Annotated in this window: 17 protein-coding genes; 11 read left to right on the top strand and 6 right to left on the bottom strand. The window is 72.0% G+C overall.

Features of this window, described 5'->3' with window-relative positions; all coding sequences use genetic code 11:
- Positions 1 to 64 precede the first annotated feature (64 nt).
- From ACO03V_RS11930 to ACO03V_RS11885, 10 genes are all read left to right on the top strand, one after another.
- Complete coding sequence (locus ACO03V_RS11930) at positions 65 to 1,144, top strand: LacI family DNA-binding transcriptional regulator (RefSeq protein ID WP_423137730.1); 1,080 nt, start codon at positions 65 to 67, stop codon at positions 1,142 to 1,144.
- 41 nt (positions 1,145 to 1,185) lie between these two features.
- On the top strand, positions 1,186 to 2,469 hold the full coding sequence (locus tag ACO03V_RS11925; RefSeq protein ID WP_423137729.1) for an extracellular solute-binding protein: 1,284 nt from the start codon (positions 1,186 to 1,188) through the stop codon (positions 2,467 to 2,469).
- Between the two features lies 1 nt (position 2,470).
- Entirely contained in the window at positions 2,471 to 3,451 is a 981-nt protein-coding gene (locus ACO03V_RS11920) for a carbohydrate ABC transporter permease (RefSeq protein ID WP_423137728.1), read from the top strand.
- Entirely contained in the window at positions 3,448 to 4,275 is an 828-nt protein-coding gene (locus tag ACO03V_RS11915; RefSeq protein ID WP_367729263.1) for a carbohydrate ABC transporter permease, read from the top strand. Before ACO03V_RS11920 ends, ACO03V_RS11915 begins: the two co-directional genes overlap by 4 nt.
- Before the next feature lie 2 nt (positions 4,276 to 4,277).
- Positions 4,278 to 5,345 (top strand): glycosidase, encoded by a 1,068-nt coding sequence (locus ACO03V_RS11910; RefSeq protein ID WP_423137727.1) that lies wholly within the window; start codon positions 4,278 to 4,280, stop codon positions 5,343 to 5,345.
- A gap of 123 nt (positions 5,346 to 5,468) precedes the next feature.
- On the top strand, positions 5,469 to 7,493 hold the full coding sequence (locus tag ACO03V_RS11905) for a hypothetical protein (RefSeq protein ID WP_423137726.1): 2,025 nt from the start codon (positions 5,469 to 5,471) through the stop codon (positions 7,491 to 7,493).
- Positions 7,494 to 7,676: 183 nt separating this feature from the next.
- Complete coding sequence (locus tag ACO03V_RS11900; protein WP_423137725.1) at positions 7,677 to 9,323, top strand: AlkA N-terminal domain-containing protein; 1,647 nt, start codon at positions 7,677 to 7,679, stop codon at positions 9,321 to 9,323.
- A complete protein-coding gene (locus ACO03V_RS11895) occupies positions 9,320 to 9,820 on the top strand; it encodes a methylated-DNA--[protein]-cysteine S-methyltransferase (protein WP_423137724.1) in 501 nt (166 codons plus the stop codon). Before ACO03V_RS11900 ends, ACO03V_RS11895 begins: the two co-directional genes overlap by 4 nt.
- Positions 9,821 to 10,245: 425 nt before the next feature.
- The gene (locus ACO03V_RS11890) at positions 10,246 to 12,063 is read left to right on the top strand and encodes an ABC transporter ATP-binding protein (RefSeq protein WP_423137723.1); all 1,818 of its coding nucleotides are present in this window, start codon (positions 10,246 to 10,248) and stop codon (positions 12,061 to 12,063) included.
- Complete coding sequence (locus tag ACO03V_RS11885; RefSeq protein WP_423137722.1) at positions 12,060 to 13,877, top strand: ABC transporter ATP-binding protein; 1,818 nt, start codon at positions 12,060 to 12,062, stop codon at positions 13,875 to 13,877. Before ACO03V_RS11890 ends, ACO03V_RS11885 begins: the two co-directional genes overlap by 4 nt.
- Before the next feature lie 129 nt (positions 13,878 to 14,006).
- Here the strand turns inward: ACO03V_RS11885 and ACO03V_RS11880 are convergent, their stop codons facing one another.
- Together ACO03V_RS11880 and ACO03V_RS11875 are read right to left on the bottom strand one after the other, a co-directional pair.
- A complete protein-coding gene (locus tag ACO03V_RS11880) occupies positions 14,007 to 14,849 on the bottom strand; it encodes an endonuclease domain-containing protein (RefSeq protein WP_423137721.1) in 843 nt (280 codons plus the stop codon).
- A 214-nt stretch (positions 14,850 to 15,063) separates the two neighbouring features.
- Entirely contained in the window at positions 15,064 to 15,516 is a 453-nt protein-coding gene (locus ACO03V_RS11875) for a GNAT family N-acetyltransferase (protein ID WP_367729287.1), read from the bottom strand.
- A gap of 176 nt (positions 15,517 to 15,692) precedes the next feature.
- Here ACO03V_RS11875 and ACO03V_RS11870 point away from each other — a divergent pair, with 176 nt between their 5' ends.
- Positions 15,693 to 17,912, top strand: coding sequence for an NADP-dependent isocitrate dehydrogenase (locus tag ACO03V_RS11870; protein ID WP_423137720.1), 2,220 nt, complete (start codon positions 15,693 to 15,695; stop codon positions 17,910 to 17,912).
- Between the two features lie 473 nt (positions 17,913 to 18,385).
- On the opposite strand, the gene ACO03V_RS11865 is transcribed toward ACO03V_RS11870, so the two are convergent.
- From ACO03V_RS11865 to ACO03V_RS11850, 4 genes are all read right to left on the bottom strand, one after another.
- Positions 18,386 to 19,810 carry a L,D-transpeptidase family protein gene (locus ACO03V_RS11865; protein ID WP_423137719.1) on the bottom strand — a complete coding sequence of 475 codons (1,425 nt, stop codon included), beginning with the start codon at positions 19,808 to 19,810 and terminating at the stop codon, positions 18,386 to 18,388.
- A gap of 180 nt (positions 19,811 to 19,990) precedes the next feature.
- Entirely contained in the window at positions 19,991 to 20,503 is a 513-nt protein-coding gene (locus tag ACO03V_RS11860; protein ID WP_423137718.1) for an NUDIX hydrolase, read from the bottom strand.
- Positions 20,500 to 21,870 carry an FAD-binding oxidoreductase gene (locus tag ACO03V_RS11855; protein WP_423137717.1) on the bottom strand — a complete coding sequence of 457 codons (1,371 nt, stop codon included), beginning with the start codon at positions 21,868 to 21,870 and terminating at the stop codon, positions 20,500 to 20,502. Before ACO03V_RS11855 ends, ACO03V_RS11860 begins: the two co-directional genes overlap by 4 nt.
- Positions 21,867 to 22,253, bottom strand: a complete 387-nt coding sequence (locus ACO03V_RS11850) for a YrdB family protein (protein WP_423137716.1) — start codon at positions 22,251 to 22,253, stop codon at positions 21,867 to 21,869. Before ACO03V_RS11850 ends, ACO03V_RS11855 begins: the two co-directional genes overlap by 4 nt.
- Between the last annotated feature and the right edge of the window lie 217 nt (positions 22,254 to 22,470).

Here is a 22,470-nt window from a genome sequence, read left to right as displayed (position 1 = left end):
GAACCGGTTTAGTCTGGACCAACTGAACCGGTTTAGGGCCGGAATCGACACGACGGAGTGACCGATGACGAATGAGACGCGACCGACCATCGCCGACGTCGCCCGCCGCGCCGGCGTGAGCAAGGGTCTGGTGTCCTTCGCCCTCAACGGCCGCGCCGGCGTCGCCGCCGACACCCGCGAACGCATCCTCTCCGTCGCGGCGGAGATGGGCTGGAGCCCCAGCCTCCGCGCGCGCTCGCTGAGCGTCGGCCGCGCGTTCGCCTGCGGCCTCGTCATCGGCCGCAGCCCCGACGTCATCGCCGCCGACCCGTTCTTCCCCACGTTCATCGCGGGCGTCGAGGACGAGTTCTCCGTCTCGGGGCAGGTGCTCGTGCTCGCCGCCGCCACCCCCGGCCGGCAGGAGGCCGAGACCTACCGCGGCCTGGTCGCGGACCGCCGGGTCGACGGCGTCATCCTCTCCGACCTGCGTGCCGACGACCCGCGGATCGACCTCGTCGCGAGCCTCGGCACCGCCGCCGTCACCCTCGGCGTGCCCGACGTCACCAGCCCCTTCACCTCCGTGTCCGTCGACGACGGTGCCGGCATCCGCCTGGCGGTCGACCACCTGGCCGATCTCGGGCATCACGACATCGCCCACGTCGCCGGACCCACCGACATGCTGCACGGACGGCACCGCACGGCCGCCTTCACCCACGCCGCTGCGGCCCGTGGCATCCGCGCCCGTGTCGTGCACACCGACTTCAGCGCCGCCGACGGCGCCCGCGCCACGAACGAGCTTCTGGATGCCGCGGACCCACCGACCGCCATCGTCTACTCCAACGACAACATGGCCATCGCCGGTCTCGGGGTCGCCCAGCGCCGCGGCCTGGACGTGCCGGGCGACCTGTCGATCACCGGCTTCGACGACGTCGAGCTCGGCCGGCACCTGTACCCGGCCCTGACCAGCGTCTCCACCGACGCCCGCGGCTGGGGCGCTGCCGCGGCCCGGGCGCTGCTCGCCGCGATCGGCGGCGCCGAGCCCGAGCAGCTGATGCTGCCCGACCCCGGTCTCATCGTGCGCGCCTCCACCGGCGCTCCGCGCGACGGCCGCAGCCCCGCGCGCCCCCGGCGCGCCTCCGCGCCCGACGAGGCGCCCTCGACCTGACGTACCGCGGGTCTCGCCCCGCACCCACCAAGGAGGAAGACATGCGACGACGCATTCTCGCCACAGCAGCAGCCGCCACCGGCATCCTCGCCCTCTCCGCATGCAGCGGAGGCGGCGGCGGAGCCGGGGGAGGCATGGACTCCCGCGGCGACATCACCATCTGGTACTCCAACAACGACGCGGAGATCGCCTGGGGAGAGCAGATGGTCGAGGCGTGGAACGCCGACCACCCGGACGAGCAGATCACCGCGCAGGAGATCCCCGCCGGCTCCTCGAGCGAGGAGGTGATCGGCGCGGCCATCACCGCCGGCAACGCCCCGTGCCTCATCTTCAACACCTCGCCCGCCGCCGTCCCGGGCTTCCAGCGCCAGGGCGGCCTCGTGAATCTGTCGGACTTCCCCGACGGCGAGGACTACATCACCGAGCGCAGCGGCGATCTCGCCGACCAGTACCGCTCCGACGACGGCGGCTTCTACCAGCTGCCGTGGAAGAGCAACCCGGTCATGATCTTCTACAACAAGGACCTCTTCGCACAGGCCGGACTCGACCCCGAGAACCCCGCGCTGGGGACATACGACGAATTCCTGCAGACGGCGCGCACGCTCACGAGCGCCGGCGTCTCGCCCTACGCCATCAACCCGGCCCCGACGAGCGAGTTCTTCCAGTCCTGGTTCGACTTCTACCCGCTGTACGCGGCGCAGACCGGCGGCACGCAGCTCGTCGAGGACGGCCAGGCCACCTTCGACGACGAGAACGGCGAGGCCGTGGCCGACTTCTGGCGCACGATCTACAGCGAGCAGCTGGCCGGCAACGAGCAGTACCAGGGCGACGCGTTCGCCGACGGGCAGGCCGCGATGGCCATCGTCGGCCCATGGGCCGTCTCGGTCTACGGCGACAGCGTCAACTGGGGTGCCGTGCCCGTGCCCACGGAGCAGGGCACCCCGGCCGACGAGACGTGGACCTTCAGCGACGCGAAGAACGTCGGCCTGTTCACCGCGTGCGAGAACAAGGCGACCGCGTGGGACGTCCTGAAGTTCGCCACGAGCGAGGAGCAGGACGGGATCTGGCTCGACGAGACCGGGCAGATGCCGCTGCGGCAGGACCTCACCGACACCTACGCGGAGTACTTCGCCGAGAACCCCGCCTATGAGCAGTTCGGCGACCAGGCCGCGCGCACCGTCGAGGTGCCCAACGTGCAGAACTCGGTCGAGATCTGGCAGGCCTTCCGCGACGCCTACTCGCAGGCGGTCATCTTCGGCGAGGGCGACGTGTCGACCTTCCTGTCGGATGCCAAGACCCAGATCGACCAGCTGGCGGGGAGCTGACATGTCGGCCAGCGTCGCCGGCACGGCCGGTCGCACCGGGGGAGACCCCGGGCGGCCGGACCGCGCCCCGGGTGCGGAGGCCGACACGGACCGACGCCGGCGGCGCCGCCCGTTCGGGGCCCAGCCTCTCGGCATCCTGTTCTCGGCCCCCTACCTGGTGTTCGTCGGGATCGTCTTCGCGTACCCGGTGGTGTTCGCGGTGTGGATGTCGTTCCACGACTACTTCTTCACCGCGCCGGGTGCCCAGGTCGACCGCCCGTTCGTGGGCCTCGACAACTACGTGACCGCGCTGAGCGACCCCGCCGTCTGGCGGTCGTTCGGCAACGTCGGCATCTTCCTGCTCATCAACGTGCCGCTCACCGTGGTGCTGTCGATCCTGCTGGCCACGGCGCTGGACCGCGTGGTGCGCGCCCGGACGTTCTTCCGCGTGGCGTTCTACGTGCCGTACGTGACCGCCTCGGTGGCGGTGGTCGCGGTCTGGCTCTTCCTGTTCTCGAACACGGGTCTGGTCAACAACGCGCTCGGCCCGCTGGCGCCCGACCCGTCGTGGCTGGTCAACTCGTCGCTGGCGATGCCGACGATCGCCCTCTTCGTCACGTGGAAGGGGCTGGGGTTCTACATCCTGCTCTACCTCGCGGCTCTGCAGAACGTGCAGCGCGAGCTGTACGAGTCCGTCGCGGTCGACGGCGGTGGCCGCATCCGCCAGTTCTTCGCCGTCACCGTGCCGGGGGTGCGTCCCGCGACGTTCCTCGTGGTGCTGCTGGCGACCATCACCGGCGCCAACCTCTTCACCGAGCCCTATCTGCTCACGAACGGCGGGGGGCCCAACGGCGCCTCCACCTCGCCCGTGCTGCTGATCTACCAGAAGGGCATCGAGCAGCAGAACCCCGACGTGGCCGCGGCCATCGGCGTGGTGCTGATCGTCTTCGTGCTCGTCATCGCGCTGCTGCAGCGCCGGTTCGTGGGAAGGGAGGAGTCGTGAAGAGCAAGATCGCGACCTACGCCGTCCTCAGCGTCGGGGCCCTGGCGTTCCTGTTCCCCTTCTACTACATGGTCGTCGGGTCGCTGCAGACCAGCCCCGACCCGTCGATCTCGGGGGCGTTCCCGCACCCGTCCAACCTCACGACCGCGAACTACACGGCGATCGACGGCCGCATCGACCTGCTGCAGGGGCTGGCGAACTCGGGCATCTTCACCGGCGGCGTGATCCTCGGCACGATCGTGTTCGGCGTCCTCGCCGGCTACGCGCTCGCGGTGCTCCGGTGGCGCGGCCGGTCGGCCACCTTCGCGCTCGTCCTGCTCGTGCAGGTCGTGCCGTTCCAGCTGCTGATGATCCCGCTCTACGTGCTCATCGCCCGGGACTACGGGCTGAGCGACAGCTACCTCGGGATGATCCTGCCGTTCTTCATCAACTCCACGGCGGTGGTGATCTTCCGGCAGTACTTCCTGCAGCTGCCCAAGGAGCTGTTCGACGCCGCCCGCATCGACGGCGCGGGGGAGTTCCGCCTCCTGTGGAGCGTCGCCCTTCCCCTCGTGCGGCCGGCGCTGCTGACGGCGGTGCTGCTGACGTTCATCGGTCCGTGGAACGAGTTCCTCTGGCCGTTCCTCATCACGAAGGAGGCGTCGATGCAGCCCCTCGCGGTGTCGCTGGCCAACTTCATCTCCACCATCGCCGCGTCGACGACCAACCCGTTCGGAGCGATGATGGCCGGCGCCGTCGTGCTGGCCGCCCCCGCGGTGGCGCTGTTCCTGATCTTCCAGCGCTACTTCACCTCGAACGACCTCGGATCCGGAGTGAAAGGATGACAATGACCCCCGAATCCCCCGTCCCCTACCGCCTCACGCGCGTCGGGGTGGTGATGACCCCTCAGCCCGGCGACCCCGACGAGGCGGAGGGCGTGCTCAACCCCGCGTCCGGCCGTGGCCCCGACGGTCAGCTCTACCTGCTTCCGCGCCTGGTCGCGGAGGGCAACGTCTCTCGTGTCGGCCTGGCCCGCGTCGTCGTCGAGGACGGCATCCCCGTCGGCGTCGAACGGGAGGGCGTCGTGCTCGCCCCGGACCGGGGGTGGGAGCGCGGGGTCGGCAACGCCGGCACCGAGGACCCGCGCACGACGTGGATCCCCGCACTCGGACTGCACGTCATGACGTACGTCGCATACGGTCCCCTCGGCCCGCGCACGGCGCTCGCCGTGTCGGAGGACCTCCGCGAGTGGCGGCGCCTGGGCCCGGTGCTCTTCCGGTACCAGGAGGACCTGGACATGGACCTCAACCTCTTCCACAACAAGGACACCGTCTTCTTCCCCGAGCCGGTGACCGCCCCCGACGGGACCGAGGCCTTCGCGGTCCTCCACCGTCCGATGTGGGACGTCGGCGAGACGAAGCCCGGGCAGGGCGTCCGGGTGCCGGCGGGTATCGAGGAGGAGCGGCAGTCGATCTGGATCAGCTATGTGCCGGTGGCATCCGTCCGGGAGGACCTCGCGAACCTCGTCCTCTGGGAGCAGCACCGTTTCGTGGCGGGGCCGCAGTTCCCGTTCGAGGAGGTCAAGATCGGGGGCGGTCCGCCGCCGCTGCGCATCCCCGAGGGGTGGCTCGTGCTGCACCACGGAGTGACCGGCGTGATCGACAGCGCGTTCTCGCAGCAGCAGAAGGTCAACTACGCGGCGGGAGCGTTGATCCTGGATGCCACGGACCCGAGCCGCGTGATCGCGCGGACGCCCGAGCCGCTCCTGGCCCCCGAGACCGACGACGAGCGCAGCGGCATCGTGCCGAACGTCGTGTTCCCCACCGCCATCGAGGAGATCGAAGGACGCCACTTCGTCTTCTACGGGATGGCGGACTCCAAGATCGGCGTCGCCCTGCTCGAGCGCACCGACTGAGACGTCCGCCCCGCCGGCCGACGATGACCGGTGCGGCGCGGACCGACGCGGGGGAGTCGGGGTTCCCCTCTGGACGAACCCGGCCCCCGCGTTGTGTACTGACCCCCTGCGAAAGGATCCCCCATGAACGCACGATGGAGTGCGCGCGGCCTCGCCGTCGTCGGCGCGGTCGCCCTCGCGATGCCCCTGTCGGTCGCCGCCCCGGCTGCCGCCTCGGACGCCCTCGCGACCCGGCCGGCGCAGACGGCCGCCGGGCCGTTGACGACCCTCGACCACCTCGACTTCCTCCTCGACGAGGCCACCCCACCGGCCGACGTCCCGGGCCACACGACCTACCGCCTGGAGCAGGAGCCGACGCTGCTCGCGCCGTGGACGTACGCGGACGCACGCGACGGCGGCACCTTCCAGCGCGTCGGCGGCGGCCCGCTCGACCCGGTCACCGGTGAGTGGGGCCAGGGCGCCTACAACGCCGATGACAACACCCGGGCCGCCGTCGTCTACGTGCGCCACTGGCAGCAGACCGGCGACGCCGACAGCCGCCAGAAGGCGTACGAGCTGCTGCGGACCGTCGCCTACCACCAGACGACCGAGGGCCCGGACGCCGGGAACGTCGTCCTCTGGATGCAGCCCGACGGCGAGCTCAACGCGTCCGCCGAGCCCGTCGAGCTGCCGGACCCGTCCGACTCGGGCCCGAGCTACTGGCTCGCCCGCACCGTCTGGGCGCTCGGCGAGGGCTACGCCGCCTTCGCCGACGACGACCCCGCCTTCGCCGCCTTCCTGAAGGAGCGGCTCGCGCTGTCGCGCGGCGCGATCGAGCGCGATGTGCTGTCGAAGTACGGGCAGTTCACGACGGCCGACGGCATGCGCGTCCCCGCGTGGCTCATCGTGGACGGGGCGGATGCCACGGCCGAGGCGGTCCTCGGGCTGACGGCGGCCGTTCGCGCCGGCGACGAGGACTCGGCCACCGCGGCCCGCCGGCTGGCCGAGGGCGTGGCGGCGATGGCATCCGGAGACACCCGCCAGTGGCCCTACGGGGCGGTGCTGCCCTGGGCGCAGTCGCCCGCGGCCTGGCACTCGTGGGGATCGCAGATGCCCGCCGCGCTCGCCGCGGCCGGCGACCTGTTCGGCGACGACGCCTTGCTCGCCCCGGCGGTCACGGACGCGACGAGCTTCACCACGACGCTGCTGACGGCCGGCGGACCGGACAACGGCTGGTTCCCGAGCCCGACCGACCGCGTGCAGATCGCCTACGGGGCCGACTCCCGCGTGCAGTCGCTGCTGGCGCTCGCCGACGTCACCGGGTCGACAGCGTTCGCCGAGCTCGCCGGCATCCAGGCCGCCTGGTTCTTCGGCGCCAACCGTGCGGGCGAGCCGATGTACGACCCGGCCACCGGGGTGACCTTCGACGGTCTACAGGCCGACGGCAGCATCAACCGCAACAGCGGCGCCGAGTCGACGATCCACGGTCTGCTCACCGCCCTCGCGCTCGACGCGCACCCGGACGTGGCCGCGCGCGCGACGCAGCTGACGGACGTCGAGGACCGCGTCGGGCTCTCGTACGTCGAGGCGGAGGACGCGACCCGTACGGACGGCACCGTCTCGACGCCGGAGTCGTCGTGGACGGGCGAGGCGAGCTGGTCGGGCGATCGTCTGACGCTGTCGCCGCGGCAGAGTGCGACGTGGGACATCGGCACGGCGGAGTGGCGACGGTGGATCGAGCCGGTGGTGTGGACCGCGCCGGGGCAGAGCACGACCTCCGCCTGGCGGTCCGCGGGTCTGCTGCGGGTCACCGGCCCGGAGCAGGGCATCTCGCCGACGCCGGGCGCGCTCCTGCCGTACGGTCTCACGGCCCCGGTCTCGGCCGACCGCCGCGAGGTCTCGGTGACCGCGCAGCGCGGCGAGCTCGTCCTGGACGGGATCATCGTGCGCCCGTGGATCTCGCGTCTCGTGCTCGGCGGCGACACGGCCCGCACCGAGCTGGTGCACTCGAGCGCCCTCGCCGCGCAGCGCACGGACGTCGGAACGGACGGGCGCCCCACGACCGTGCGGGTGTACGACGCATCCGGCGCACTCGTTCGGACGGCGGCGGCGCAGGGAGTCACGTCGGTCGTCGTGCCGGCGGGCGGGCTGGCGATCGCCGCGGACTGAGCGGGCTCGTCGGAGGGGAGGGGGCCGCGGCATCCCTCCCCTCCCGTTCCCCCGCCGATGAACGCTCCCTGCACCGAGGAACGCCCGCACCCGGCGTTTCCGCGTGCAGACGGCGTTCATCGGCGAATCGTCGTGTCCGATTTCCGCCGGCCGATGTCGCCGGGGCGGGGCAGGATGGATGCCATGCCCCCCACCGACGCCCCCGGCTTCGCCGAGCGGTACCGCGTGATCCAGTCGCGCGACCGCCGGTTCGACGGCCAGTTCGTGACGGCGGTGCGCTCGACGGGGATCTACTGCCGCCCGAGCTGTCCGGCGCGGACGCCGAAGGAGTCGAACGTCACCTTCTACCCGACGTCGGCCGCCGCCCACGAGGCCGGTTTCCGTGCGTGCAAGCGGTGCCTGCCCGAGGCCGCTCCCGGGTCGCCGGCGTGGGACCTCCGCGGCGACGTCGCCGCCCGCGCCATGCGGCTCATCGCCGACGGCGTCGTCGACCGCGAGGGCGTCCCCGGACTCGCCGCCCGTCTGGGCTACTCGCCGCGCCACCTCACCCGGCTGCTCGGCGCGGAGCTGGGGGCCGGTCCGCTCGCCCTCGCCCGCGCCCACCGCGCCCACACCGCGCGGGCGCTGCTCGTCGGCACGGACCTCTCCTCTGCGGACGTGGCGTTCTCGGCCGGCTTCGCGAGCGTCCGTCAGTTCACCGAGACCATCGGGGAGGTGTTCGGGATGCCGCCCCGCGAGCTCCGCGCCCGTCGCACGAGCGGGCACGGGGGAGACGCCGCACCGGGCGAGATCGACTTGGCGCTGCCTCTGCGCGGGCCGATCGACACCGTCGGTCTGTTCGGCTGGATGCGGGCGCACGCCATCCCCGGCGTGGAGGTCGGGGACGACCGGTCGTTCGCCCGCGTGGTGCGGATGCCCGGGGGACCGGCCTGGTTCCAGGTCCGTCAGGCCGACGACGGACGGCTGCGGCTCCGCGCCCGACTGACGACGCTCGCCGACCTCGGCACCCTCATCTCCCGCGTGCGGCGGCTGTTCGACCTCGATGCCGACCCCGTCGCGATCGACGAGGCTCTGGCCGCGCACCCCGAGCTGGCGCCCGCCGTCGCGGCCATCCCCGGCGTCCGGGTGCCGGGCGCGATCGACGCCGGAGAGATGCTCCTGCGGGCCATGATCGGCCAGCAGATCAGCGTCGCCTCGGCGCGCACCCTGCAGGGCCGGCTGACCGCCGAGCTGGGCGAGCCGGTCGACATCGCGCCCGAGCCCATGACCCTCTTCCCGGACCCCGCCGCGATCGCCGAGCGGGGCCTCGAGGTGCTGCGCGGGCCCGGCGCGCGCATGCGCGCCATCGTGGGCGCGGCCGCCGCCCTCGCGGACGGCTCCCTCGCGCTCGGCCCGGGCGACGACGGCCGCGAGCAGCGCGAGCGACTGCTGGCGATGCGAGGCATCGGTCCGTGGACCGCCGACTACGTCCGCATGCGCGTGCTGGGCGATCCCGACGTGCTGCTGCCCGGCGACGTCGCCGCCCGCGCCGGTGCCGCGGCCCTGGGCCTGCCGTCGGAGCCGGCGGCGTTCACCGCCTGGTCGGAGCGGCTGGCGCCGTGGCGCAGCTACGCCATGGCCCACTACTGGTACGCCGCGCCGGTGACGCAGGCGTGGCGGACGCCCTCGGCCGAGTCCGCCGCGGCCGTCGTCGCCTCGCCGCGGCGACGGCGCGGGCGCGCAGGCGAGAACGCACCCGCCGTCTCCGCCGACACGACGCCCCCCGCGCCCCCCGCGGCCTCGCCGGGGGCGCGACCCGCACCTTCACGAGAGAGCGAGAACCACCGATGACCACCGCGACTCTGCAGTTCGTCGACACCCCCGACGGCCCGTTCGCGATCCTCGCCGACGAGGCGGACCGCGTCATCGTGTCCGGCTGGACCGCCGACGCGGACGCCGTGCTCGGCCGGCTGCGGCCCGCGCATCGGCCCACCGACGTCACGGCGGGCCGGACGTCGGCCGCGGACGCCGTACGCGCCTACTACGACGGCGATCATGCGGCGATCGACACGGTCGCCGTCGCCCAGCACGGCACTCCTCTGCAGCGCGCCGGGTGGGACGCGTTGCGGCGCATCGCCCCGGGGGAGCCGCTGACGTACACCGGGTTCGCCGCCGCCCTCGGCGCCCCGTCCGCCGTCCGCGCCGCGGCGTCGGTGTGCGCGCGCAACGCGGTCGCCCTCTTCGTCCCCTGCCACCGCGTCCTGCGCGGCGACGGCACCCTCGGCGGCTTCGCCTGGGGCCCGGAGGTCAAACAGCGGCTGCTGGCCCGGGAGGGCGCGCGGCGCTGAGCCCGTGGCATCCCGGGTCCGCCGTCTCGGCCGCGGACGTCGAGGCGTCGGGGCTCGCCGCCCCGCCCCGCCCTGCGTCCGCGTACGCAGCGGACCCCCTGCGTCCGGGGCGGCAGCGGACCCCCGTTCTGCGTCCGGTGCGGCAGCGGACCCTTGCCCCCAGCGAATTCCCAGGGATATGCTGGAGGGCTCTTCGGCCGCGCGGCGGCCGTCTCACGATCGAGGAGGATGCCATGGACGAGATCGACGCGATCGTCGGGCGTGCCGTCCTCTCCGCCGGCGCCGTGCCCGCGACTCCGCGCTCCGCGGAATAGTCGCACCGCGCTCCGGCTTCTCCCCTCTGATCGTCCGGCGTCTCCGCCGGCGCCGTCACGGCTTCCTGTCCGCGCCCGATCCCGGCGCCCGCATCCGACCCCACGAGGATCATGACCACCGCCACGCCCCGCCCGCCCCTGTCCACGCTGCGCTCACTTGCGCGGCTGCTCCCCATCGCCAGGCCCGTCCTGCCCCGCCTCGGACTCGGCGCGGTCAGCGCGCTCCTCGCGAGCCTGCTCGCCCTCGGCATCCCGCTCGTCCTCGAGGAGGTCATCGCCGGCCCCATCACCTCCGGGGACCCCGGGCAGCTCGTCTGGGGCGCCGTCGTCGTGCTCGCCCTCGGGCTGGCCGAGGCGCTGATGGTGTGGCTGCGCCGCTGGTTCGTCCTCGCGCCCGCGACCAAGGTCGAGTACGACCTGCGCCAGTCGTTCTACGCGCGGCTGCAGCGACTGCCCGTCGCGTTCCACGACCGCTGGCAGTCGGGACAGCTGCTCTCGCGAATGATGCAGGACATGAGCATGCTCCGTCGCTGGATGGCGTTCGGTCTCATCCTGCTGATCGTCAACCTGCTCACCATCCTCATCGGCGCGGCGCTGCTGTTCCGCTGGCACTGGCTGCTCGGCACGCTGTTCCTCGTCTTCTCGGCGCCGGTCATCGTGGCGGGCTTCCTCTTCGAGAAGCGGTACGGCGCCCTGGCCCGCCAGAGCCAGGACCAGGCGGGCGACCTGGCCACCGCGGTGGAGGAGAGCGTCCACGGCATCCGGGTCCTCAAGGCCTTCGGGCGCGGCTCGCACGCGCTCAAGAAGTTCACCCGGCAGGCGGAGTCGCTGCGCGAGACCGAGCTGGGCAAGGCCCGCGCCATCGGGGGGATCTGGTTCTGGCTCGTGCTGCTGCCGGACCTCGCCTTCGCCGTGTGCCTCGGTGCGGGGATCTTCCTCATCCAGGGCGGGCAGCTCCAGGTCGCCGAGCTCGTCGCGTTCTTCGCGATGGCGACGGTGCTGCGCTGGCCGATGGAGTCGATCGGCTTCCTGTTCTCGTTCACGCTCGACGCGCGGACCGGCACGGACCGCATCTTCGAGGTCTTCGACGAGCAGAACACGATCGTCGACCCCGAGACCCCGCGGACGATCGCCGTCCCCCGGGGGGAGCTCACCTTCGACGACGTGCATTTCCGGTATCAGGATGCCGCGGCCTCCGAGCCCGATCTCATCGACGGCGCCCAGCTGACCCTGCGTCCGGGCGAGACGATGGCGCTCGTGGGCCTGACCGGCTCGGGCAAGACCACGCTGACCACGCTGCCCGGCCGTCTGTACGACGTCACGGGCGGGCGCGTGCTGCTCGACGGCGTCGACGTGCGGGAGCTGTCGCTCGCCGAGCTGCGCCGGCACGTGGGCATGGCGTTCGAGGACGCGACGCTGTTCTCGCAGACCGTGCGCGACAACGTCCTGCTCGGCCGCGAGGACCTCGTCCCCGGGTCGCCGGAGGCCGACGAGGTGCTCCGCGAGGCACTGCAGGTGGCGCAGGCGCAGTTCGTCCACGACCTGCCGCAGGGCGTGGACACCGTCATCGGCGAGGAGGGGCTGAGCCTGTCCGGCGGGCAGCGGCAGCGTCTCGCGCTCGCGCGCGCCGTGGCCGCCCGCCCCGCCGTGCTCGTTCTCGACGACCCGCTGTCGGCGCTCGACGTCGACACGGAGGCCCTCGTCGAGGACGCGCTGCGCGAGGTGCTCAGCGACACCACGGCGCTGATCGTCGCGCACCGTCCGTCGACGGTGACGCTCGCCGACCGCGTCGCCCTCCTGCAGGACGGGCGCATCACCGCCGTCGGCACGCATTCCGAGCTGCTCCGCGACAGCGAGCACTACCGTCACGTCATCTCGAGCCTCGAGGACGAAGAGGCACGTCTGCGCCAGAGGGAGGCGACCCTGTGAGCACCTCGACCGTCTCCGGGACCAGCGGTGAGGACCGCTCCGACTACACCCGCGAGGAGAGCAGGGCGATCCGACGCCGGTCGCTGCGGCTGCTCGGCTCGCTCGTCTCGCCGCTGCGGTGGCAGCTCGTGCTCGCCGCCGTCGTGCTCGTCGTCTCGACGGCGCTGCGCGTCGCCGGCCCGGCGCTGATCGCCTACGGCATCGACAGCGCGCTCCCCGCGGTGCTGGACCGGAACGACTGGATGCCGACGGTCGGCGTCGTGGCCGTCTACCTCGTCGCGGGTATCGGCGGCGCCGCCCTCATCGGCTGGTACGTGGTGGTCGCCGCGCGGCTGACGCAGGCGGTGCTGCTGGCCCTCCGCAAGCGCATCTTCCTGCACACGCAGCGGCTCAGCCTGGAGTTCCACGAGTCGTACACCTCCGGCCGGATCATCTCCCGTCAGACGAGCGACCTCGACACCATCAAGGAGCTGCTCGACGGCGGGTTGAACGAGCTCGTGTCCGGCGTGCTGTACGGCCTGTTCACCCTCGCCGCGCTGCTCCTGCTGGACTGGCAGTCGGGCGTCATCCTCGCGCTGATGGGCATCCCGCTGTTCCTCCTCATGCGCTGGTTCTACATCCGGTCGCAGGTCGTCTACCGCGAATCCCGCGTCGTCAGCGCGCAGGTCATCGTCAAGTTCGTCGAGTCCATGACCGGCATCCGGGCGGTGAAGGCGTTCCGCAAGGAGCCGCGCAACGACGAGGAGTTCGGTCAGCTCGCCCGCCAATACCGCGACGTGAGCATGCGCTCCATCCGCCTGTTCGGCACGTTCGAACCCGGCATCATGGTCGTGGCCGCGTTCTCGGTCGCCCTCGTGGTGCTGTGGGGCGGCGGGCGCGTGCTCGGCGGTGCGCTGGAGATCGGCGTGCTGGCGGCGGCTGTGCTGTACACGCGGAACTTCTTCGCGCCGCTGCAGGAGGTCGCGATGTTCCTCAACTCGTACCAGTCCGCCACCGCGGCCCTCGAGAAGGTGTCGGGCGTCCTGGAGGAGGAGCCGTCGGTCCCGGACCCGCGCGACCCCGTCGACCTCTGGACCGCCCGCGGACACGTCCGGTTCGACGACGTCACATTCGGCTACTCGGACGACCGCGTCATCCTCCCGGACTTCTCCCTCGACATCCCCGCCGGCCAGACGATCGCGCTCGTCGGCACGACCGGCGCCGGCAAGTCGACGCTCGCGAAGCTGGTGTCGCGCTTCTACGACCCGACCGCGGGCGTCGTCACGCTCGACGACGTCGACCTCCGTCGCCTGCACCCGAAGGACCTGCGGCGGGCCATCGTCATGGTCACGCAGGAGGCGTACCTGTTCAGCGGGACCGTGGCCGACAACATCGCGCTCGGCAAGCCGGACGCCACGATGGACGAGATCCGCGCGGCCGCCAGGGCCGTGGGGGCGGACGGCTTCATCGAACGCCTCCCGGACGGGTACGACACCGACGTGAACAAGCGCGGCGGTCGCGTGTCGGCGGGGCAGCGCCAGCTGATCTCGTTCGCGCGCGCGTTCCTGGCCGACCCCGCGGTGCTCATCCTCGACGAGGCGACCGCGTCGCTCGACATCCCGAGCGAGCGTCTCATCCAGGACGCGCTGCAGACGCTCCTCGCCGACCGTACGGCGATCATCATCGCGCACCGCCTCTCGACGGTGGCGATCGCCGATCGCGTGCTGGTCATGGAGCACGGCCGCATCATCGAGGACGACACCCCCGACGCCCTCATCGCCGGCACGGGCAAGTTCGCGCAGCTGCACAGCGCCTGGCGGCAGTCGCTCGTCTAGGAGGGATGCCGCCCCGCGGCATCCTCCGGAGGCTCGTTCCTCGCAGAATCCGCCGTTTCTCGCAGCTACCCGCCTCGATTCTGCGAGATCGGTGCAATTCTGCGAGATCCGGTGGAGGGATGCCATGAGTCAGAGGTGCAGACCAGCGGCGACCGCGCGCAGGATCGTGCGCTCGACCTCCGGCCATCCGTGGACGACCTGGGCGTAAGAGAAGCGGAGGACGGTGTATCCGCGCAGGCGCAGCTCGGCGTCGTGCGCGATGTCGGCGGACCGTTGGGCCGACGACGAGTGGAACTCCCAGCCGTCGGTCTGGATGACGAGGCGTCTCCCGATCAGGATGTCGACCGGACGTCCCGCGATGACGACTTGCTGCCGGACAGGCAGACCGTGGGGACGTAGCCGAACCACGATGATCGTCTCCAAGCCGGAGTCCGAGAGCCCTCCGATCTCATCGGCGCAAGCCCGTGCCGATGCCGACGTCCATCGGACCCGACGGAGAGCCGCAGGATCGAGGCGTTCCCTCCGGGTGGCCGACTCCCACACGATCACGGCCTCCTCCGGCGTGAGGCATCCGGCGACGTGTGCCAGGGTGTCCTCCACGGACTCGATCAGGCTGTGGCGCGGTGCGGGCGCGATGGCCTTCGTCCAATGAACCCTGCCCGCGAACGGCCGGGGAAGACCGTCGGAGGCGGAGCCGGGTGCGAGCCACAGGTGCAGGCGATCATCCGCCGTCGCGGGTATCCACCACCCGCGCGCCCGCGCCGCCGAGACGCACGCCAGGAGAGCGCCGGATCGTGCCGCCGCGAGTCGGGCGGCGTCGGGTTCGCCTGCCACCACCCATCGTCGACGCACGATCTCGATCCGTCCCTCGCGCGCGGCGGCGCGCACGGCCCGGACGTCGAAACCGGCCTCCCTCGCGGCGGCGCGTGCGACGATCCCACCGCGAGCTAACACCCATGCACGTAGATCCACGGCGACAGTGTGCGCCAACGGCGCAACCGGCGTCCGGTCCCATCGACCTATCTGTGGACAGGGTGAGGGCGGTCAGTGGTGTGAAGGAGCCGTGGCATCCTGAGCGCCTTTTCAGTTCTCGCAGAAGGGCACGAATCTCGCAGATTTCGATGCGATAGCTGCGAGATGAGGCAGATTCTGCGAGAACGGCGAGCCGCCGCGGCGCGCGGGAGAGTCAGACGCTGATGCGGGCGATGACCTCGCCGTACTCCGTCTCGCCGACGGGCGAGAATCCCACGCGCTGGAAGAACAGCTCGGGACCGCCGACCCCGGGCTCGTAGATCACGTCGACGTGGTCCATGCCGCGGCCGCGCGCCTCGTCCAGCAGAGCCGACAGGGCGAAGCTTCCGACGCCGCGGCCCTGCTCGTCGGCATCCACGTTGATCCGCCACAGCACGGAGCGGAAGTGCTCCTCCGGGGCGTCCGGGTCGAAGTTGGCGCTGATGAAGCCGACGACCTCCTCGCCGTCGAGCACCACCCGCTGCCAGGAGGTCTGCGGGTTCATCACCGTCGCGGCGATGCCGTAGCTGACGGGCGCCAGGAACTGCTCCTGCCCGGGCTTCAGCGAGAGCGTGTTGACGGCCACGATCGTGGCGGCGGACAGTTCGACGAGACGGAAGTCAGCCATGCGCCCAGGGTAACGGCCCGCCGCTCCCGTCCCCAAGTGCCGGGATGCCGCCGGGTGCGCACCCGTTCCCGCCCGCGGAACAGCGGTCCGGGGAAGATATCTTGACGTCGAGAGACTTTCCCCCCGTGCGATAGGCTGGGCGCGAACCCCTGGCCGCCTCTACGGAGAGATCTGACGTGCCCGATTCCACCATCATCTACACGTACACCGACGAAGCGCCGGCCCTCGCGACCGCGTCGTTCCTGCCCATCGTGCAGGCCGTCACGAAGCAGGCGGGCGTCGACGTCGAGACCCGCGACATCTCGCTCGCCGGCCGCATCCTCGCGGCCTTCCCTCAGCGCCTGACGCCCGAGCAGCAGGTGGGCGACGCGCTCGCCGAGCTCGGCGGCCTGGCCACGCTGCCGGAGGCGAACATCATCAAGCTGCCGAACATCTCGGCATCCATCCCCCAGCTCAAGGCGGCGATCGCCGAGCTGCAGTCGCAGGGCTACGACATCCCGGACTACCCGGACGAGGCGTCGAGCGTCGAGGAGAAGGACGTCCGCGCGCGCTACGACCGCATCAAGGGCTCGGCCGTGAACCCCGTCCTGCGCGAGGGCAACAGCGACCGCCGCGCCCCGCTCGCGGTGAAGAACTACGCGAAGAAGCACCCGCACCGCAACAAGGCGTTCGCCGAGGGCTCGCAGACCCGCGTCGCGACGCTGGGCCACGACGACTTCCGCTCGAACGAGAAGTCCACCGTCATCGCGGACGACGACGTCCTCTCGATCGAGCTCGTCGCCGCGGACGGCACGACGACCACGCTGAAGGAGGGCCTGAAGGTCCTCGCCGGCGAGATCGTGGATGCCACCTTCCTCTCGGCCGCCGCGCTCGACGCGTTCCTGGCCGACACCCTGGAGCAGGCCAAGGCCGACGACGTGCTCTACTCGGTGCACCTCAAGGCCACGATGATGAAGGTCAGCGACCCGATCATCTTCGGCCACGTCGTGAAGGCGTACTTCGCGGACGTCTTCGACCGCCACGGCGAGGCCCTGGCCGCCGCGGGCCTCACCCCGAACGACGGTCTCGGCTCGATCCTCGCGGGTCTGTCGAACGTCGAGGGCGGCGACGAGATCGCCGCCGAGATCCGCTCGGCCATCGAGAACGGCCCCCGCCTCTCGTACGTCAACAGCGACAAGGGCATCACCAACCTGCACGTCCCCTCGGACGTCATCGTCGACGCGTCCATGCCCGCGCTCATCCGCAACGGCGGCAAGCTGTGGGGCGCCGACGGGGGAGAGGCCGACACGCTGGCCGTCATCCCGGACTCGTCGTACGCCGGCGTCTACCAGGCGACCATCGAGGACGTCATCGCGAACGGCCCGCTCGACCCCGCCACCATCGGCTCGGTTCCGAACGTCGGCCTCATGGCCCAGGCGGCCGAGGAGTACGGCAGCCACGACAAGACCTTCGAGATCGCGACCCCCGGCCGGGTGCGGGTCGTCGCCTCGAACGGCGACGTGCTGCTCGAGCACGAGGTCAGCACCGGCGACATCTGGCGCGCGACGCAGACCAAGGACGTCGCGGTCCGCGACTGGGTCAAGCTCGCCGTCACCCGCGCCCGCGCGACCGGGGTGCCCGCCGTGTTCTGGCTCGACGAGAGCCGTGCGCACGACGCGAACCTCATCGCGAAGGTGAACGAGTACCTCGGCGACCACGACACCGACGGCCTCACGATCGAGATCCTGGCGCCGGCCGACGCGACCCGGTACTCGCTCGAGCGCATCCGCCGCGGCGAGGACACCATCTCGGTGACCGGCAACGTCCTCCGCGACTACCTGACGGACCTGTTCCCGATCCTCGAGGTCGGCACGAGCGCCAAGATGCTCTCGATCGTCCCGCTCCTCGCGGGCGGTGGCCTGTTCGAGACCGGCGCGGGCGGCTCGGCCCCCAAGCACGTGCAGCAGCTCCTCGAGGAGGACTACCTGCGCTGGGACTCGCTCGGCGAGTTCTTCGCGCTGGCGGCCTCCCTCGAGCACCTCGCTGACACGACCGGCAACGACAAGGCGCGCGTCCTCGCGCAGACCCTGGATGCCGCCACCGGGACGTTCCTCGAGAACGACAAGTCGCCGGGGCGCGCTCTCGGGACGATCGACAACCGCGGCAGCCACTTCTACCTCGCCCTGTACTGGGCGCAGGAGCTGGCGGGTCAGTCCGCCGACGCCGAGCTCGCGGAGGTCTTCGGCCCCGTCGCCGAGAAGCTCGCCGCCGAGGAGCAGACGATCGTCGAGGAGCTCAATGCGGTCCAGGGGCACGCGGCCGAGATCGGCGGCTACTACCGTCCCGACACGGCGCTGGTCGAGAAGGTCATGCGCCCGTCCGCGACGCTGAACTCCGTGGTCGAAGCCCTGCGCTGACCCCCGCGGGATCCCGAGAGGGGTGGATGCCATCGGCATCCACCCCTCTTCCCGTCTCTGCCCCCGTGCGCGCAGCCCCGCTCTCTGCCGTGACATGGCGCAGATGTACGCGGGAGGGGCCGCGCCGCGTACATTCGCGCCACGTCAGCGCCGTGTGTGGACCCTGACCCGTGGTCGTGCGGCGGCTGCGCTCTCTGCCGTGACATGGCGCAGATGTACGCGGGAGGGGCCGCGCCGCGGACATTCGCGCCACGTCAGCGCCGTGTGTGGACCCTGACCCGTGGTCGTGCGGCGGCTGCGCTCTCTGCCGTGACTTGGCGCAGATGTACGCGGGAGGGGCCGCGCCGCGGACATTCGCGCCAAGTCAGCGCTGAGGAGACGCGCTGGGTCGGCGCTGGGGAGACGGGGTCACGGGGCAGGAACGACGAAGGGGATGGATGCCATGGCATCCACCCCCTTCCTGAGGTCGCGGCTCAGTAGTGCACGGAGACCTCAGTGCCGCGGTAGGCCCACTCGTAGAGCTCCTTGGCCTGCGGGATGGTCATGTTGATGCAGCCGTGGCTCATCGGCGTGCCGAAGTTGTTGTGCCAGTAGGTGCCGTGGAAGCCCTCGTCGCCGTTGAAGTAGGCGACCCAGGGGACGTCGCGCGTGCACCAGTCGTAGCCGGGGACGCAGCCCATGTCCTGCATCTGGGTCTTCCAGCCGATGCGGAAGTTCCCCGTGTGGGTGGCGTGGTCGCCGGCGCCGGACGAGATCGTGTACGTGCGGTACACCTCGCCGTTCTGCCAGAGGATCGTCTTCTGCGTGGTGAGGTTGACCTCGATGCGGCGCTCGGTCGTGGTGGTCTCGAACGGCGTCTCCGTCACGGGCAGCGCGTACGCGCCGTTGCCGTCGGTCAGCTGCGTGGCGTAGGCGGCGGCGATGTCGGCGGTGTCGCCGAGGGTGCGGCCGGTCTGTCCCGCGACCTGCTCGTGGATGGTCTCGCCCGCGCTGTCGACGATCACGGACGCGTTCACCGCGTCGCGGTTGATCTCACCGGCGAGGGCGTCGACCGCGGGCTGGATCTTCGCGGCGTCCGCGGAGATGGCGAAGCCGCCGTCGCCGTCGGGGGCGACGGAGAGCCACGAGGCGGCGGTGGCCCGGTCGACGGGAGCGGTGCGCTCCTCGCCGACGTAGAAGCCGGCGGTGTCCAGGATGCCGTTGAGCTTCGCGACCGCCGCGTCCGCGGCCTCCGTCGAGACGGGGGCGGCGATGGGGACGACCTGCGCCTCGATGGTGGTCGCGGCGGAGCCCTCGTCGAAGGCGGCCTGCAGCGCGGAGGTCACCGCAGCGGCGTCGATGCCGACGCCGGGCTGAGCGGCCGTCGTGACGAAGGCCTGCGAGCCCTCGTCGTACGCGACGCTCGCGTCGACCGGCGCCTGGTAGCTGCCGGGGAGCTTGTCGTGCAGGACGGAGGCTGCGACGGAGGGGTCGACGTCGACGGCGATGTCCGCGCCCTCGGGGAACCACGAGGAGGGGTTCCACATCGGGTTCTCGGAGAACGCCTGGTCGGCGAGGGCGGCGGCGTCGACCGTGGCGCCCAGCTCGGCGCCGGTGACGGTGATCTCGCCGTCGGGGCTCTGGACGGTGACGGCCGTCTGGTCGAGGCGGGTCGAGATGGCCTGCGCGGCGGCGCCGGCGGTGAGACCGCCGATCTGCACGCCGGCGACGGAGGCGCCGGGCGCGATGAGCACGAGGGACGCGGCGATCAGGGCCACGGCGGTCGCTCCCGCGGGCAGTCCGATCCAGAGTCCCGAGCGGTTCTTGCGCTTCTTCGGTTCCGCGGGTGCCCACGCGTAGGTGGCAGCGGTGCCGTGAGCAGCGGTGTTCGCGTCGGTGCCGTTCGCGCCGTCCGTCATGAGATGAGCCCCCCGATTGTCAGTCTTCTCATGTTACGCAGGGGGTCGTCGTCACGGACGGGGAGGTTCATCACGGTCTCATCACGCTCGTCGCGCCCCGCGGCCGTCCCCGTCGCGCGCGGGCCTTCCATCCGAGGTCTTCGCGCAGACGGCTCAGCCGTGCCGGTCGAGCGGCGGGGCTCAGCCGTGCCGGTCGAACGCGGCGGGGAGCAGCAGGTCGCGCGACAGCGGGGCGAGCGGCAGGACCGTCAGATCGTCGCGCGTGATCCACCGGGTCTCCGTGATCTCCGCGCGGGCCTCGACGTCGGTCGCCTCCGCCGACAGCGCGAAGGCGTGGGCGACGACGATCCACCCCGGCTCGTTCGCGGCGGCGGCGCGGAAGACGCCGAGGGGGCGTAGGGCGTCGACGGCGACCTCGAGGCCGATCTCCTCGCGGACCTCCCGTACGCATGCCGTCGCCGCGTCCTCGTCGGCCTCCGGCTTACCGCCGGGCTGCATGAACACCGACGTGCCGCGCTTGCGCACGACGAGCGCCCGGCCCGCGGCATCCAGGACGACCGCCGCGCTCACGTGCACCTCGGGCGCGCGAGCCGCGGCATCCACCTCGATCGCGGCGCTCACCTGGACCTCGAGCGAGGGGCCCGTGGCATCCCTCCCGCCCCCCGCGCCCACGGGCGCCCCCGGATCGGTCACGGCGCGAAGACCTTGCCGGGATTCAGGATGCCGCGGGGGTCGAACACGCGGACGATGTCGCGCTGCAGCCGCCATTGGTCGTCGCCCAGCTCGTCGACCAGCCACCGGCGCTTGAGGACGCCGATGCCGTGCTCGCCGGTCAGGGTTCCGCCGAGCTCCAGCGCGGCCCGGAAGAGCGCATCGGCCGCCTCCCAGACGACCGCCGGAACCTCCGGACCCTCGAAGACGAAGTTCGGGTGGAGGTTGCCGTCGCCGGCGTGGGCCACCGCGGGGATGACGAGGCCGTACTCCCGCTCGATCCGCGCGATCGCGTCGAACATGTCGGGGAGCGCGCTGCGCGGCACCGACACGTCCTCGATGAGGGTGGTGCCGAGCGTCTCCATCGCGGGGTGCATCGCGCGGCGCACCGCGAGCAGCGTCTCGGCCTCGGCGTCGTCCGCGGCGACCCGGACGACCCCGCCGGCGGCCTCGAGCACCCCGGCGATGGCCCGCGCCTCGTCGACGGCGGCCGGTCCGTCGGTCTGGATCGTGAGCTGCGCGGCGCCCGCGGCCGGGGCCGGCAGAGACAGCAGGCGGTGCACGGCCGCGAGGCTGGTGGCATCCATCAGCTCCATGATCGCGGGCTGGACTCCGGATGCCGTGACGGCGGACGAGGCCACAGCGGCGGCGCGGACGCCCGGGAACATCGCCGTCAGGGTGACGCGCTCCCCGGCGACGAGGCGGCGCAGCTTGAGGGTCGCGCCGACGACGACGCCGAGAGTCCCCTCGCTGCCGATGACGAGCGAGGTCAGGTCCAGTCCGGTGACGCCTTTGACGCTGCGGTGCCCGAGGTGCAGCAGGCGTCCGTCGGCGAGGACGAGGTCGACGCCGAGCACCGCGTCGCGCACGACCCCGTACTTGGCGCAGAGCAGGCCGCCCGCGCCGGTGGCGATGTTGCCGCCCACGGTCGAGATCGCGCGGCTGGCCGGGTCGGGCGCCCACCACACGCCATACGGTTCGAGCGCGGTGTTGAGGTCGGCGTTCAGGATGCCGGGCTCCACGACGGCCAGCAGGTCGTCGGGGCGCACCTCGATGATGCGGTCCATCGCGCGCAGCGAGAGCGCGATCTCGCCGCCGCCGGTGTTGGCGCCGCCGGCCAGGCCGGTGCCCGCGCCGCGGGGGACGACGGGAGTGCCGGTCGCGGAGGCGATCCGCAGGACCGCCTGCACGTCCGCGACGGTGGCGGCGTGGACGACGGCGAGCGGCGTCCCGTCGGCCGCGTGCCCCGACTTGTCCGCCCGGACGGCCGCGAGCGCGGCGGCGGAGGTGTCGACGCGATCACCGAGATCGGCGCGCAGCAGCGCGACGACGTCGGACGGCTCCGTCACGCCAGGCGCCGGCGTCCGTTCAGGGCGCCGAAGGTGACGGCGACGATGGCGAAGACGAGGCCGATGACGGCCTGGCCCATGCTCCACCAGGCGATGGTCGCGGCCGCGTACACGAAGAGCTCGACGATCGCGCGGATGAACGGGTGGACGGCGAGCACCGCGCGGGGCGAGACGAACAGGGCCCAGACGAGGATGGCGAGGACCGGGGCACCGATGCCGGCGACGATGTTCCACGGCAGCGGCCAGGCGGTGAAGCCCCAGATGGCGAGCGTCACGAACGCGGCGATCCCGCACAGCACGCTGCCGATCTCGACCACGGTCGGGCGCGGGCGCATGCCGGGAGCGAGAGGCGCCTGCGCGCGGACGTTCGGGGTATCGGTCACCCCGCCATTTTACGCGGCCTCTCGCCCGTGGCATCCGGGATCGTCCGCCCTCGAAGCACTCCGCACGCGTGTGGATGGCGAGAGGTGGTGGCGGCGGTGGTGGTGGGCGCTGACTTGCCGCAGATGTACACCGCGCGGCGCGTGTGGTGTGCATTCGCGGCCAGTCATCGGGGAGGGAGGGCACGTGACGGGAGGAGAAGGGGAAGGGATGCCACGG

Source organism: Microbacterium sp. HMH0099 (assembly GCF_049384025.1).
GTDB lineage: Bacteria > Actinomycetota > Actinomycetes > Actinomycetales > Microbacteriaceae > Microbacterium.
This window is presented reverse-complemented; position numbering and strand designations above follow the sequence as displayed.

Excerpts from the sequence above, each read along its gene's own strand:
- ACO03V_RS11930 (WP_423137730.1), top strand. The coding sequence starts at position 65 with ATGACGAATGAGACGCGACCGACCATCGCCGACGTCGCCCGCCGCGCC.
- ACO03V_RS11925 (WP_423137729.1), top strand. The coding sequence starts at position 1,186 with ATGCGACGACGCATTCTCGCCACAGCAGCAGCCGCCACCGGCATCCTC.
- ACO03V_RS11920 (WP_423137728.1), top strand. The coding sequence starts at position 2,471 with ATGTCGGCCAGCGTCGCCGGCACGGCCGGTCGCACCGGGGGAGACCCC.
- ACO03V_RS11910 (WP_423137727.1), top strand. The coding sequence starts at position 4,278 with ATGACCCCCGAATCCCCCGTCCCCTACCGCCTCACGCGCGTCGGGGTG.
- ACO03V_RS11905 (WP_423137726.1), top strand. The coding sequence starts at position 5,469 with ATGAACGCACGATGGAGTGCGCGCGGCCTCGCCGTCGTCGGCGCGGTC.
- ACO03V_RS11900 (WP_423137725.1), top strand. The coding sequence starts at position 7,677 with ATGCCCCCCACCGACGCCCCCGGCTTCGCCGAGCGGTACCGCGTGATC.
- ACO03V_RS11895 (WP_423137724.1), top strand. The coding sequence starts at position 9,320 with ATGACCACCGCGACTCTGCAGTTCGTCGACACCCCCGACGGCCCGTTC.
- ACO03V_RS11890 (WP_423137723.1), top strand. The coding sequence starts at position 10,246 with ATGACCACCGCCACGCCCCGCCCGCCCCTGTCCACGCTGCGCTCACTT.
- ACO03V_RS11875 (WP_367729287.1), bottom strand. The coding sequence starts at position 15,516 with ATGGCTGACTTCCGTCTCGTCGAACTGTCCGCCGCCACGATCGTGGCC.
- ACO03V_RS11865 (WP_423137719.1), bottom strand. The coding sequence starts at position 19,810 with ATGACGGACGGCGCGAACGGCACCGACGCGAACACCGCTGCTCACGGC.